This is a genomic window from Nocardioides sp. SLBN-35 (assembly GCF_006715725.1).
Classification (GTDB): Bacteria; Actinomycetota; Actinomycetes; order Propionibacteriales; family Nocardioidaceae; genus Nocardioides.
This window is the reverse complement of the sequence record NZ_VFNU01000001.1, coordinates 5,004,650-5,017,778: the sequence shown is the minus strand read 5'-3', so window position 1 is coordinate 5,017,778 and position 13,129 is coordinate 5,004,650. Positions and strand designations below refer to the sequence as shown.

Below are 13,129 nucleotides of genomic sequence, written 5' to 3'. Positions count from 1 at the left end.
TCTAGTCCTCCTCCGGTCCCCGCGCCCGTGGCAGCCGGATGACGAACGTCGTACCACCGCCGTCGGGCCGCTCGCCCAGCTCGAGGGTCCCGCCCTGCTCGTGCAGGATCCGGCGGGCCCGGTGCAGCCCGATGCCCTGACCGCCGGACGCCCGCCCGTGGCTGCCCCACGAGAACAGCCGCTCGCGCAGCGCGGGCTCGAGGCCGGGGCCGTCGTCGGAGACCAGGATCTCGACGTGCTCGCCGACCCGGCGCGAGGTGATGGTGGTGCCCTGGCCGCCGGCGTGGTCGGCGGCGTTCTTGACCAGGGTGCCCAGGGCCTCGGCGAGCGCGTCGTGCCGGGCACGCACCCGGTGGCCGCCGCGAGTCCAGGCGACGACGTGGCCGAGGGTGGCCTGGGCGACGACGAACGAGGAGACGACGGCGTCGACGTCGACGATGGTCATCGGACCCGGCTGGGCGGCGACGGTACGACGCAGCCGGGCCGCCTCGATGTCGACCATCTTCTCCAGCGCGTCGCGTCGCGGCCCGGGAGGGATCTGCCCGCTGGCCAGCAGCCGCGCGCCGGCAGCGAGTCCGGCGGCTGCCGACCTGACCTCGTGCGCGACCTCGCGGTCCTGCTTGACCTCGGCCTCGGCCTCGGCGGCGAGATGGGCGTAGCGGGTGACCCGGGCGTCCAGGTGCTCCAGCGCGATCCGCAGCAGGGAGGCCGCAGTCGTGGCGGTGAGGGCGCTGAACAGCGCGACGCCGACGACGGCGATGGGCGGGGGCGTCATCGCGTCGACGACGGTCGAGTACAGCCGGGCCGTGAAGATCGCGAGCATGCCGACGCCGATGCGGGCCGTGGCCCACCTAGGCAGCGCGGAGGTCGCCAGCTGCAGGCCGATCGCCACCAGGACCAGGCCGATCAACACCATGATTGCGATGTCGACCGGGTCGTCGGTCGTCAGGACGCCCGCGTCGCGTTCGAAGTGCTTCACGGCCCGATGCAGGCCGATAGTGAGTGTCGAGGCGCTCAGGCCCAGCACGATGCCAGTCACCATCAGGTACCTGCCCGGGACGGCGGCGCGGCGTCCCCGGTGGATCACGACGAGCACGATCAGCACCGTGACCAGGTGTCCGCTCGTCAGCCGGAAGGCGAGCGGGCTCAGTGACCGGTCGATCATCCCGAGCACCTCCAGCGGTGCGTCCTGGAGTGCCACCACGGCAGCGGCGACGGCCATGCTGCCGCGCAGGCCGTCGTACATCAGGCGTGCGTCGACGGCGAGCGCCACGCTCGCGCCGAGCACCAGCAGGTCGGACAGCAGCATCACCGCGTGCCCGGCGAGGATCACCCGCTCGCCGTCGGGGTCGCCGATCATCGCGACGACGAGGTACGGGTACAGCAGCAGGCCGGCGACGGCAGCACTCCACCACCACGACGAGTGCCTTGCTCTGTGCCCGTCGCGGCGGATCCACCGCCGGGTGGGCGACCCGGCGGGGTCACGGTCCCGACGGCCCCCCAGGTGCGCCGTCACCCTCCCATTGTCGGCAGCGCTGCCCGGTTCCGGGCGGGATCGGCCGGATTCGGTACGCCGGTCCCGGTCCGACCCGTGCTTGGCTGGCTCCATGACCCGTGCTCCGGCCCACCCGCCCAAGGCCCGACCCGGCGACAAGGTCGCGGTGCTGTCGCCGTCCTTCGCCGCGCCGGGGTTCGCGCCGGCCGTGCACGAGCAGGCGATGCGGCGGCTGGCGGAGGTGACCGAGCTGGTGCCGGTGGAGTACCCGACCACCCGTGTGCTGGGGGCGTCGCCGGAGCAGCGGGCAGCCGACGTCAACGCCGCCCTCGCGGACCCGGAGGTGCGCGCGATCGTCGCCACGATCGGCGGCGAGGACCAGGTCACCGTCGTGCCCCACCTCGACGCGGCGGCGGCTCGTCGCGACCCCAAGCCGTTCCTCGGCACCAGCGACAACACCAACCTGCACCAGTGGCTGTGGTCGCTCGGCATCGCCAGTTTCTACGGCGGCTCCACCCAGGTGCACCTCGGCCCGGGGCCCGGCCTCGATCCCGTGCACGAAGCCTCCCTGCGGGCGGCCCTGCTCGACGGCGGGCGGCTGGAGGTGACCGACCCGGGCGAGTCCGAGGACGTCGGCCGGGACTGGAACGACCCCCGTGCCCTCACGGAGTACGGCGACCGGGAGCCCACCGAGCCGTGGGCCTGGTCGGGCCCCGCCCGGTCGGTGACGGGGCCGACCTGGGGCGGCTGTCTCGAGGTGCTCCAGTGGGTGCTGACCGCGGGCCGGTTCCGCGAGGAGCCGGACGCCCTGGCCGGCGGCGTGCTGCTGCTCGAGACCTCGGAGGAGCTGCTCCCCGCCCGTGAGGTCGGCTGGATCGTGCGTGCCCTGGGGGAGCGCGGTCTCATCGCCGCAGCCGACGCGGTGCTGGTGGCGCGACCACCGGTCTCCGACTTCGAGCGACGGCCGGACCCGGCCGAGCGGGCTGCCCTGCGCGCCGCCCAGCGTGACGTCGTCCTCGAGCAGGTGAGCCGCTACAACCCCGACGCCGTCGTCTGCGTCGGCATCCCCTTCGGGCACACCCGACCGCAGTGGATCCTCCCCCACGGAGGAGCCGTCACGGTCGACGGCGCCGCCCGGCGGGTGTGGGCCGACTTCGGCTGACCCGACCCACACCCGGGCCCGACCGAGATCAGATGCCGTGGTTGGCCACGAGCAGCCGCTCGGGGTCGACGGCGTCGCGCACGCGGCACAGCCGGACCCAGTCCTCGCCGTCGTAGAACCTGCTCGGGTCGACGCGGGTCTCGGCGAATGTCGGCACCAGGCTGGTCCGCGACCACGCGCCCAGCGCCCGCACGACCGTGAAGGCCGCCGCCCGGCCGGCGACCGCGGCCTGCGGGGTGGGGGCCATGGCGACACAGAGGAGCGCGTACTCGCCGGGCACGTGCGACAGCACGCCCCCGTCCGCATCCGGTACGGCGAACGCCCCGCCCAGGTGCCGCAGCTCGGCGAACATCAGCCCGCCGCGGGTGCCTGGACCGACCTGCTCGAGGAAGACCTCGACCGCGGCGTCGTCCAGGGAGCCCAGCACGCTGTGGTCGGCGACTGCCGGCGACGGGCCCGGCGGGTCCATGTGGACCTGCAGCAGCGCCGTCGTCGGGATCCGTCCGAAGGTGTCCAGCTCCGGCTGGAGCGCCCGCAGGGGCGCCAGCACGGCGGCCGCGTCCTCGTCGGACTCGAGCACGGCGCCGTCGACGACGACGATGTCGCGCCCGGACAGGAACGGGGGCAGCTCGGGCAGCGGCGGGAAGCTCATCACCCGTAGCGACGTGGTCGCCGACTCCGGTGCGGAGCGGGTCCACTCGACCCAGGCCCGGACCACCTCGGGAGCCCGCTCGCGGTCCCACAGCAGCATGCCGGCGTACACGTCGGCGTACGGCAGCAGCTCGAGCTCGACGGCGACGACGACGCCGACGTTGCCTCCCGCGCCGCGCACGGCCCAGAACAGGTCCGGCTCCTCGGTGGCGCTCAGCCGCCTCAGCGCGCCGTCGGCGGTGACGACCTCGACGGCCCGGATCGAGCCGGATGCCAGGCCGTGCCGGCGACCGTAGAAGGACAGCCCGCCGGCCAGCGCGAAGCCGGCGACGGCCACGTCAGGAGCCGAGCCGTGCAGCGCGGTCAGCCCGTGCGCGGCCGCCGTGGTGACGACGTCCTCCCACAGGGTCCCGCCGAGGACCCGTGCGGTGCGGGTCGCCGGGTCGACACTGACACCGGTCAGGGCGTGCAGCCGGAGCAGGACGACGTCGTCGAGGGCGCCCTCGCCGAGGGGCGCGGCACCGTGGCCGGTGCTCTGCGGGGCGACCCGCAGGTCGGCGGCTGCCGCGGCCCGGACGACCGCCTGCACCTCGGCGACGGTGCGCGGGACGGCGACCGCGGCCGGCCGCAGGTCGACGGCCAGGTTCCACGGTGTGCGGGCGACGTCGTACCCGTCGTCGCCGGGCAGGTGGAGCTCGCAACCGGCGCCGAGCCGGGTCAGGGACGTGAGGTCAGGAGTGGTGGTCATGGCGCCCACCCTGCGGTCGCGCGACGGGTCCGGACCATCCCTGTTCCGGGTGGTGCTGCGCGTACTGGCGACTGGGATCGGGACTTCCCCAGAAAAGTGGGATACGCACCCCCGGATGCATCCGCCACACTGCTGGCATGGCCCGAGGACTGACCGCTGAGCGCGTGCGCCAGGACGTGGACGTCGTCGCGCGCGCCGGCCTCGACCTCGAGACCTTCCTCGAGGAGGCGATGACCTCCCTACGCCGGGCCGTCCCCTGGGAGAGCGCCTGCGTGGCGACCCACGACCCCGGCACCCACCTGCTCACCAGCGGCCGCAAGTACGGTGCCCTCGCGGGCGAGAGCGAGCACGATCACGAGTTCGCGCTGATCGAGTACGGCGACATCGAGGCCACCGCGTTCACCGAGCTGGTCCGCACCCAGACCGATGCCGCCGGCGTGCACCTCGTGCACGGCGGGGAGGTCGAGCGTTCGCCCCGGATGGAGCGGTTCATGGTGCCGCGCTTCGGTATCGGCGACGAGGCCCGGGTGGCCTTCCGTGACGGCCGGGAGATGTGGGGCGCCGCGGCGTTGTTCCGCGGCCCCGACGACCGGCCGTTCGACGCCGGGGAGATCGACTTCCTCGCCTCGCTGACCGGCATGTTCGCCCGCGGCGTCCGCGCCGGCGTGCTCACCCGGATGGCAGACGTCGTCGCGCCGGCTCCCGGTCCCGGTCCCGCCGTGATCATCGTCGGCCCCGACGACCGGGCCACCCAGATGACGCCGACCGCTGAGCAGTGGCTCGGCGAGCTGGCCGGCAGCCCCACCCACCCTGACCCGGTCTCCCCGGTCGCCGCGCTCATCGCGTCGGCCCGCCGCTACGCACGCGGCGAGATCCCCGCGCCCCCGCGCTGCCGGCTGCGCACCGCAGGTGGCATGTGGTTGGTCCTCCAGGCCGGTCCACTCAGCACCTTCCGCGACCGTGAGGGCGACGTCGTGATCACCATCGAGGAGGCGCGTCCGCCGGAGATCGTGGCGCTTGTCGTCGCCGCCTTCGGCCTGACCCCGCGCGAGCGCGACGTCACCCAGCTGGTGCTGCAGGGCGTCGACACCAAGGAGATCGCGAGCACGCTGCACCTGTCGGCGTACACCGTCCAGGACCACCTCAAGGCCGTCTTCGACAAAGCAGGCGTGCGGTCACGACGCGAGCTGATCTCGCGGGTCTACTTCGACCAGTACGTCCCTCGCATGGGCAGCGAGCTGGCCCCGTCCGGTTGGTTCTCCTGATGGCCTCGACGCTGACCCGCGAGCGCGTGCGGCAAGACGTCGGGGTGGTGGCACAGGCCGGCCTCGACCTCGACTCCTTCCTGGTGGAGGCCGTGGAGTCGCTGCGTCGAGCGGTGCCGTGGGTGAGTGCCTGCGTCGGCACCCACGACCCGCGGACCCTCCTCCTGACAAGCGACCGCAAGTTCGGGCACCTGCTGACCCAGGACCCGCGTGACGACGAGTTCGGCCTGCTCGAGTACGGCAGCCCGGAAGCGACCTCGTTCACTGAGCTCGCGACGGCGGAGCGTCCGGCCGCGGGCGTCTTCCTGCAGACCGGCGGCGACGTCGAGCGTTCGATGCGGATCGCGTCCTACCACCTGCTCCACTTCGGCCACGCCGACGAGGCCCGCCTGGTCTTCCGCGAGGGCACCGAGGTGTGGGGCGGCATGGGTCTGATGCGCGGCGCCGACGACCGGCCCTTCGACAATGCCGAGATCGACTTCCTCGCCTCCCTCGCGCCCGCCTTCGCTCGTGGCGTGCGCGCCGGCCTGATGGCCCGGCTGGCCGAGGTCGACGAACCCGAGGACGGGGGCACCGAGCTCCCCGGCCCGGCCGTCGTCATCATCGGCGCCGGGTACCGGATCGCCCAGATGACGCCCACCGCTGAGCACCGGCTCCGCGAGCTCGCCCGCGCCCCCCAGGGCGGGATCCCCGTCGCTCTGCTCTCTGGCCTGGTCGGCGCAGCGCGCCGCTATGCCCGGGGCGAGTCCACCGTGCTGCCCCGCTGCCGCGCCCGCACCCGGCTCGGCCGCTGGCTGATCCTCCAGGCAGGACCGCTCAGCAGCACCGGCGACCACGACGGCGATGTCGTGATCACCATCGAGGAGGCCCGTCCGCCCGAGATCGTCGGCCTCGTCGTCGCCGCCTTCGGCCTGACCCCGCGCGAGCGCGACGTCACCCAGCTGGTGCTGCAGGGCGTCGGCACCCAAGAGATCGGCCGCACCCTGCATCTGTCGGCGTACACCGTCCAGGACCACCTCAAGGCCGTCTTCGACAAGGCGGGCGTGCGGTCACGACGCGAGCTGATCGCGCGGGTGTTCTTCGACCAGTACGTGCCGCGGATGGGTGGGGAGATCGGGCCCGCCGGCTGGTACGTGGGCTAGGCGCGGGGGCCGGTGGATCAGTCGGCGAACGCGATCACGTCGCCGACGACCACGACGCGCACCTGGTCCCCGGCGGCCGGCACCGAGTCGGCCGGCGTACGTGCGGTGACCTGCTCGCCCGACGCGAGCCGCACTCGGATAGTGGCGTCGTGGCCGAAGAAGCTGACGTCGACGACCTCGCCGGGGACGCCGTCGGCGGAGCCGGAGGGCCGCACCTGCAGCTGCTCGGACCGTACGGCGAACCGTGCCGTGCCCGCCGAGCCACCGGACCGCAGCGTCACCTCGCCGAGCGCGCACCGCCCGCGACCCTCGCCGAGCACCTCGCCCGGCAGCAGCGACGCGTGGCCGATGAACGCCGCGACCCGGGGGTCGGCGGGGGACAGGTAGACCGAGGCGGGGGCGGCGACCTGCAGGAACTGGCCGGCGACCATCACGGCCACCTGGTCGGCCAGGGAGAGCGCCTCGCCCTGGTCGTGCGTGACGAGTACGGCGGCCGCTCCGGCTGCGCGCAGCGCCCGGACCACCGCGCGACCGGTCTCCTCGCGCAGGGAGGCGTCGAGCGAGGAGAACGGCTCGTCGAGCAGCACCAGCGCGGGCCGCGGGGCCAGCGCCCGGGCCAGGGCGACCCGCTGCTGCTGGCCGCCGGACAGCTCGTGGGGGTAGCGCTCGGCCAGGGCGGGGTCGAGCTCGACCAGCTGCAGCGCCTCGGCGACGACCGCACCGGCATCGCGGCGGCGGGACCGGGGCAGGCCGAAGGCGACGTTGCGGGCCACGCTCAGGTGCGGGAAGAGCGCACCTTCCTGGGGGACGTACCCGATCCCGCGATCACGCGCCGGGACCGGGCGCGGGCCGCCGACGACCGGTCGCCCGGCGACCGCGATGGTGCCGGCGGTGGGCTCGACGAAGCCCGCGACCGCCCGCAGCAGCGTGGTCTTGCCGCAGCCCGACGAGCCAAGGATCGCGGTGACGCCGGAGCCGACGTGGAGGTCGACCCCTTGGAGCACGGTGGTGCGGCCGTAGCCGGCCGTCAGGCCGCGGATCTCGAGTGCGGTCATCAGCGGCTCCTGATCGACAGTCGGGCCAGCAGCCACGTGGACGGGACGGACAAGACGATGAGGGCGAGGGCGTACGGCGCCGCGGCGCCGTAGGCGATCGAGGACGCGTCGGACCAGAACTTCGTCGCGAGCGTCTCGGTGCCGAGCGGCGCGAGCAGCAGGGTCGCGGTCAGCTCGGTGGACACGGCGAGGGCGACGAGGGCGGCGCCCGACGCCAGGCCGGGTACGACGAGCGGCAGGGTCACCCGGCGTGCGACCTCGGGCCCGGAGCAGCCCAGGCTGCGAGCCACCTCCTCGAGGCCGGGCGGCACCAGCTCGAAGGTGCCGCGCACGCTGACCACGGCCCGCGGCAGGAACAGGATGAGGTAGCCGACCAGGAGGAGCAGCAGGGTCTGGTAGAGGTCCGGCACCACCCGGATCGAGACCGTCACCAGGGCCAGTGCGATCACGATGCCCGGCATCGCACTCGCGGTATAGACGCTGCGCTCGATGGCGGTCGTGACCCAGCCGCGGTGCCGGACGGCCAGCCACACCACGGGGATCGCGGCGGCCGTGGTCAGCGCGCCGGCGAGCACCGCGAGCAGCAGTGTGTTGCCGAGCGCGCCGGCCAGCTCGCCGGTCTCGAGCCCGGTCGAGGTGCCGCGGACCAGCCAGCGCACCAGGGCGGCGAGGGGGACGCCGAGCGCCCAGAGCGCGAGCCCGGCCAGACCCGCGACGACCAGCGGCCGCCGCCGGCCGAGCCGGACCCGGGAGAACTCCCGGCTGGTGCCGGCACCCACGCGCGAACGTGGCCGTCGGCCCCGCAGCAGCAGCTCGATGCCCAGCAGGAGCAGGCAGAAGGTGACGAGGACGAGTGCCAGCAGGGTCGCCTCGGGGCCGTTGAAGACGGTGGCGTACTGCTGCAGGATCGCCGTGGTCAGGGTCGGGTAGTTGAGCAGCTGCAGGGCGCCGTACTCCGCCAGCAGGTGCAGCCCGACCAGCAGCGCACCGCCCAGCACCGCCGGGCTGATCGCCGGGAGGGTGACCCGGAGGAACACCTGCCAGGGCCCCTTGCCGAGCGCCGTCGCGACCTCCTCGACCGCCGGGTCCAGCCGCCGAAGCGCGGCGACCGTGGGCAGGTAGACGAGGGGGTAGTAGGACAGCGTCACCACCATCACCGCACCCGGGTACGACTGCACCGCGTGCGTCGTCGAGACCCAGCCGAAGCCGTTGACGAACGCGGGTACGGCGAGCGGCGCGCACAGCAGGCCGTGCCACCATCCGCGACCCGGTACGTCGGTCCGCTCGACCACCCACGCTCCGGCCACGCCGACCACGACGCTCGTGAGCACCCCCACGACCAGCAGCCGCGACGTGTTCCATAGCAGCTCCCCGATCCGGGGGCGCCACAAGAAGTCGACGGCCTCCGTCCGGCCGAGCTCGGCCGTGGTCCACAGGACGTAGCCGAGTGGAACCAGCGCCAGGGCGGCGATCGCCAGCCCGACGAGGAGGAGAGCGGGGGTCGAGCGGCTCGACGTACGGACGATCAGAGGAAGCCGACCTCCTCGAGGAGGTCGACGACCTTCTCGGCGTCCAGGTCGGACACGTTGACCTGCGGCGGCTGCAGCTCGCTGAACGGCTTGGTGACGCCCTCGAGCTGGACGTCCGGGTTGAGCGGGTACTCCAGCGCGTAGCTGTCGGCGAGGATCTGCTGGCCCTTGCGGTCCACCAGGAACTTCACGAACTTGCGGGCCTCGGGCTTCATGTCGCTCGACTTGAGGACGCCGGCGCCGGAGACGCTCACGAATGCGCCGGGGTCGCCGCCGGTGAAGTAGTGCTGCGCGGAGTGGTCGCTGACGTCGCCGTTCTCCTTGCGGTCACGCTCCCAGTAGTAGTGGTAGACGATGCCGACCTCGACCTGGCCGGAGTCCACCGCCTCGAGCACGAGGTTGTTGCCGTCGTACACCTTGCCGTTGGCCTTGATCCCCTCGAGCCACGCCTTGGTGGCCTCCTCGCCCTCGAGCTCGAGGACGGCGGCGACGATGGCCTGGAAGTCCGCTCCGGTGGGGGAGAACGAGATCCGCCCCTTCCACTCCGGCTTGGCGAGGTCGAGCAGCGAGGCGGGCAGCTGCGAGTCCTGGACCTGGTCGGTGTTGTAGACCAGGACCGTCGAGCGGGCCACGAAGCCGGTCCACAGGCCGCTGTGCGGGCGGTACTGCTCGGGGATCACGCCGAGGACGTCGGCGGGCAGCTTGTCGAACAGGCCGGCGGCCTCGACCTGCGACATGGCGGGGGAGTTCTCGGTGAGGAACACGTCGGCGGGCGAGGCCTTGCCCTCGGCGATGATCTGGTTCGACATCTCCAGGTCCTTGCCGTTGCGCAGCTCGACCTTGATGCCGGTCTCCTTGGTGAACTCCGGCGCGAGCTCCTTGAGCAGCGGCTCGTGCTGGGCGTTGTAGACCACCAGCGTCGGCTCGTCGTCGCCGCAGGCCGCCAGGAACGGGGCGACCAGGGTCAGGCCCGCGATGGCGAGACCCGTGCGGAGGAGCTTGTTCTTCATCGGACTTCCTCATCGATCGGATGGACGGGAGCGTAGTGAGACGGTCGGCGCAGGGGCGCGGAGACCCGGGCGGAGGCGCGGTTGACGACCTGCCACGCCACGACGCCGACAGCGAGCGAGGCGAGCAGCCCGCCCAGCGGCCAGCGGGTCTCGAACCAGGGATAGACCTGCCAGTGGGTCAGGTAGACGTACAGTGACGCGCTCGCGACCACGCCGGTCGGGCCGACCAGCAGTCGCGGCCACGGCACCGTCCGGACCCACACCAGGACGACCACGCCCGCGATGATCAGCAGGTCCCGCGCGGTGTCGCCGGTGAAGCCCCAGCAGCCCGCGAGCAGCACCGCGGTGACCACCGCGCGGTCGCGGGGGCCGCGCGCGACGGCGGCGGCCCAGCCGGCGAGGAAGAGCCAGGCGACGAAGAGCGTGGAGTGGATGACGTCGCCGTCGTACGACGCCAGCGTGGCCGCGTGGCGCGGGACGAGTGCGACGGCGGCCAGGACCAGCGCCAGCGGGAACCGGTGGCGGCGCTCGAACGCCATGACCCGCGGCACGGCGGTGAGCAGCCCGGCGCCGACGGTGAGGATCAGGACCACCTCGACGAACCAGTAGTACCAGGCGGGCTCGGACCAGTCGCGCGAGCCGAGCAGGTCGTTGAGCAGGAACACGGTGCGCCACCCGGGCTCGCCGGTCAGCAGCGCCACCGCACCGATCCACAGCACCGACGGGACGGCGACCCGCGCCGCGGCCCGGGTGACCCGCCCCACGCGCTCGCGCGGGCCGTCGTCGGCGAGGTGGAAGCGGGCGAAGTTCACGCCGGCGACGGCGAGCAGCACGTGCGCGCCGCCGAGCACCACCCACAGGTTCGTGTGGGAGCCGACGATGAGCACGATCGCCAGCGCGCGCAGCACGATCGTGACGTCGACCCGCGCCCAGACCCGATGGCGACGAGGCGCGGGAGCGCCGGGTGCCAGGCGGGCGGCGAGCTCGGCCACGGTCCGGTTCGGCCAGTCGGCGGGCAGCCGGCCCAGGCGGCTCTCCAGGCGCAGCGAGAGCTCGACGTACGACAGCGAGTCGCCACCGAGCCCGACGAAGGACTGGTCCGGGCCGACGTGGGGGTGGCCGAGGACGCGGGCGTAGAGCCGCGCGATCGACGCCTCGGGCGGGTCGGCGACCGGCGTCGGCGCGTTCTCGAGCCGGGCGACGGCCTGCTGGTCGAGCTTGCCGTTGGGCAGCCGCGGGAGCTCGGCGACCGCGACGACGCGGACCGCGTGCGCGGGAAGCCCGGTCGCGGCGGTGGTCGCCGCGGCGACGTCGGCCAGGTGGTCGCCGTCCGGGCGGCCGGGTACGGCGACCACGAGCTGTCGCCCGTCGACCGACTCCGCGCACCCGACGTCGTGGCCGCCCAGGCCGAGCAGCGTCTGCACCCGGTCGAGGTCGATCCGCTGGCCGAACAGCTTGGCGAAGCGCGAGCGCCGCCCCACGATCTCGACCAGGCCCTCGGGGGTGAAGCGGGCGAGGTCGCCGGTGCGCAGTTCGCCGGGGCCGGAGCCGAGCGCGAGGTCGGCCGGCGCCTCGGCGTACCCCATCATCACGTTGGGTCCGCGGTAGACGAGCTCGCCGACGCCGTCCCCGGCGCCCGCGACCGGGTCGATCCGGAACGCCCCGCCGGGCACCGCGACGCCCACGGTGCCGGGGTGGGTCGTGGCCCGCTCGGGCGGCAGGTACGCCATCCGGGCGGTGGCCTCGGTCTGGCCGTACATCACGACCAGCTCCCAGCCCTCGCGCGCGCCCTGGCGGGCCAGCGCACGCACCCGGTCCGGCGCGAGCCGGCCGCCGGCCTGGGTGACCTGGCGCAGCGTCGGCAGCTCGGGCCAGCCGGCGGTGCCGAGCAGGTCGAAGGTGTAGGGCACGCCCGCGAAGGACGTCACGCCCTCCGCCCGGGCCCGCTCCCACAGGGCCGGGTCGGTCACCGAGCGGTCGTCGAGCACCACGCTCGCGCCGGCCAGCAGGTGGCTGTGCAGCACGGACAGTCCGTAGCAGTAGTCGAGCGGCAGCGTCGTCAGCGCGACGTCGTCGCCGGTGAGCCCGAGGTAGGAGGCGATGGCGGTGGCGTTGGCGTCGAGGTTGTCCGCGGACAGCCGCACCAGCTTGGGGGACCCGGTCGAGCCCGAGGTGCTCAGCAGCAGCCGCAGGTCGGGGTGCAGCCCCGGCGCGGTGGCTCCGGTCGGCTGCCAGTGGCCGGCGGCGTGCTCGACCGAGACGCCGTACGCACGGGCCAGGCCGTCGTCGTGGGTGAGCAGCGTGGCGTGCCCGCCGGTGAGGGCCGCCAGCCAGGCCACCACGAACTCAGCCGTCGGAGCCGGCCTGAGCCGCACCAGGTGGGCCTCGCCGAGGGCGGCCAGCTGGTCGCGGGACGTCGCGACCCGGCGGTCGAGGTCGGCGTACGTCAGGGTTCGGGTGGGCGTGCGCAGCGCGGGGTGGTCGCCGTGGCGAGCGAGGTCGCCGGCGATGCGCGCCGCGACCTGTGCCCCTCCTGTGCCGACCCCCATGGGGGAAGGCTAAAGCAAGGCTGCCCTTCCTGCGGAAAGCCTGCCCTTACTGAGATGGGGTGAGGAGGAAGACCGGGATCACCCGGTCGGTCCACTCGACGTACTTGTCGTAGTTGGGCCAGATGGTCACCATGTGCGCCCAGGCCCTGGCCTTCTCCTCGCCGGTCAGCTCGCGCCAGGCGCAGGTGTGGTGACGGCGCCGGTAGTCGACCTCCACCGTGTCCGCCGCGCGCAGGTTCGCCGACCAGACCGGCGGCTTCGGGGCGCCGAAGGACGAGCCGGCGATCAGCCAGCCGCCCTGCCAGGGCACGCACAGCAGCGGCGTGGAGCGGGGGATGCCCGACTTGCGGCCCTTCACGGTGAGCAGCAGGCTCGGCAGGCCGGCGAGCCCGACCAGGCTCACCCGGCGGCCGGTGAGCCGCTGCAGGTGCTTGTCGGTCCAGGTGATCTGGGGGAGCAGCCCCGGCATCCACGGCTGGGAGCCGAGCTTGATCGCGACGGGGGTGAACAGGCCCATGGGCGA

General features: G+C 73.8%; 10 protein-coding genes. 3 read left to right on the top strand and 7 right to left on the bottom strand.

The window, feature by feature from the left end; all coding sequences use genetic code 11:
• Nucleotide 1: 1 nt before the first annotated feature.
• Nucleotides 2–1,516 carry an ATP-binding protein gene (locus FBY23_RS24165; RefSeq protein ID WP_160158356.1) on the bottom strand — a complete coding sequence of 505 codons (1,515 nt, stop codon included), beginning with the start codon at nucleotides 1,514–1,516 and terminating at the stop codon, nucleotides 2–4.
• 91 nt (nucleotides 1,517–1,607) lie between these two features.
• On the opposite strand from FBY23_RS24165, the gene FBY23_RS24160 reads away from it, so the two are divergent.
• Entirely contained in the window at nucleotides 1,608–2,657 is a 1,050-nt protein-coding gene (locus FBY23_RS24160) for an LD-carboxypeptidase (protein ID WP_141800467.1), read from the top strand.
• A 28-nt stretch (nucleotides 2,658–2,685) separates the two neighbouring features.
• On the opposite strand, the gene FBY23_RS24155 is transcribed toward FBY23_RS24160, so the two are convergent.
• Nucleotides 2,686–4,056, bottom strand: a complete 1,371-nt coding sequence (locus tag FBY23_RS24155) for an FAD-dependent oxidoreductase (RefSeq protein ID WP_141800466.1) — start codon at nucleotides 4,054–4,056, stop codon at nucleotides 2,686–2,688.
• A 137-nt stretch (nucleotides 4,057–4,193) separates the two neighbouring features.
• On the opposite strand from FBY23_RS24155, the gene FBY23_RS24150 reads away from it, so the two are divergent.
• Complete coding sequence (locus tag FBY23_RS24150) at nucleotides 4,194–5,321, top strand: response regulator transcription factor (protein WP_141800465.1); 1,128 nt, start codon at nucleotides 4,194–4,196, stop codon at nucleotides 5,319–5,321.
• Complete coding sequence (locus FBY23_RS24145) at nucleotides 5,321–6,463, top strand: response regulator transcription factor (RefSeq protein WP_141800464.1); 1,143 nt, start codon at nucleotides 5,321–5,323, stop codon at nucleotides 6,461–6,463. Before FBY23_RS24150 ends, FBY23_RS24145 begins: the two co-directional genes overlap by 1 nt.
• 17 nt (nucleotides 6,464–6,480) lie before the next feature.
• Here the strand turns inward: FBY23_RS24145 and FBY23_RS24140 are convergent, their stop codons facing one another.
• The 5 genes from FBY23_RS24140 to FBY23_RS24120 all read right to left on the bottom strand — a co-directional run bounded on the left by FBY23_RS24140 (nucleotide 6,481) and on the right by FBY23_RS24120 (nucleotide 13,123).
• A complete protein-coding gene (locus FBY23_RS24140) occupies nucleotides 6,481–7,518 on the bottom strand; it encodes an ABC transporter ATP-binding protein (protein ID WP_141800463.1) in 1,038 nt (345 codons plus the stop codon).
• Nucleotides 7,518–8,855 carry an iron ABC transporter permease gene (locus FBY23_RS24135; protein WP_260806530.1) on the bottom strand — a complete coding sequence of 446 codons (1,338 nt, stop codon included), beginning with the start codon at nucleotides 8,853–8,855 and terminating at the stop codon, nucleotides 7,518–7,520. The genes FBY23_RS24140 and FBY23_RS24135 overlap by 1 nt, the downstream gene beginning before the upstream one ends.
• Before the next feature lie 188 nt (nucleotides 8,856–9,043).
• A complete protein-coding gene (locus FBY23_RS24130; RefSeq protein WP_141800461.1) occupies nucleotides 9,044–10,057 on the bottom strand; it encodes an iron ABC transporter substrate-binding protein in 1,014 nt (337 codons plus the stop codon).
• Complete coding sequence (locus FBY23_RS24125) at nucleotides 10,054–12,606, bottom strand: AMP-binding protein (protein ID WP_141800460.1); 2,553 nt, start codon at nucleotides 12,604–12,606, stop codon at nucleotides 10,054–10,056. The genes FBY23_RS24130 and FBY23_RS24125 overlap by 4 nt, the downstream gene beginning before the upstream one ends.
• A 46-nt stretch (nucleotides 12,607–12,652) precedes the next feature.
• Nucleotides 12,653–13,123 (bottom strand): nitroreductase family deazaflavin-dependent oxidoreductase, encoded by a 471-nt coding sequence (locus FBY23_RS24120; protein ID WP_141800459.1) that lies wholly within the window; start codon nucleotides 13,121–13,123, stop codon nucleotides 12,653–12,655.
• Nucleotides 13,124–13,129 lie beyond the last annotated feature (6 nt).

Coding starts and splice junctions, on each gene's coding strand:
- FBY23_RS24160 (WP_141800467.1), top strand. CDS start 1,608: ATGACCCGTGCTCCGGCCCACCCGCCCAAGGCCCGACCCGGCGACAAG.
- FBY23_RS24155 (WP_141800466.1), bottom strand. CDS start 4,056: ATGACCACCACTCCTGACCTCACGTCCCTGACCCGGCTCGGCGCCGGT.
- FBY23_RS24150 (WP_141800465.1), top strand. CDS start 4,194: ATGGCCCGAGGACTGACCGCTGAGCGCGTGCGCCAGGACGTGGACGTC.
- FBY23_RS24145 (WP_141800464.1), top strand. CDS start 5,321: ATGGCCTCGACGCTGACCCGCGAGCGCGTGCGGCAAGACGTCGGGGTG.
- FBY23_RS24140 (WP_141800463.1), bottom strand. CDS start 7,518: ATGACCGCACTCGAGATCCGCGGCCTGACGGCCGGCTACGGCCGCACC.
- FBY23_RS24130 (WP_141800461.1), bottom strand. CDS start 10,057: ATGAAGAACAAGCTCCTCCGCACGGGTCTCGCCATCGCGGGCCTGACC.
- FBY23_RS24125 (WP_141800460.1), bottom strand. CDS start 12,606: ATGGGGGTCGGCACAGGAGGGGCACAGGTCGCGGCGCGCATCGCCGGC.
- FBY23_RS24120 (WP_141800459.1), bottom strand. CDS start 13,123: ATGGGCCTGTTCACCCCCGTCGCGATCAAGCTCGGCTCCCAGCCGTGG.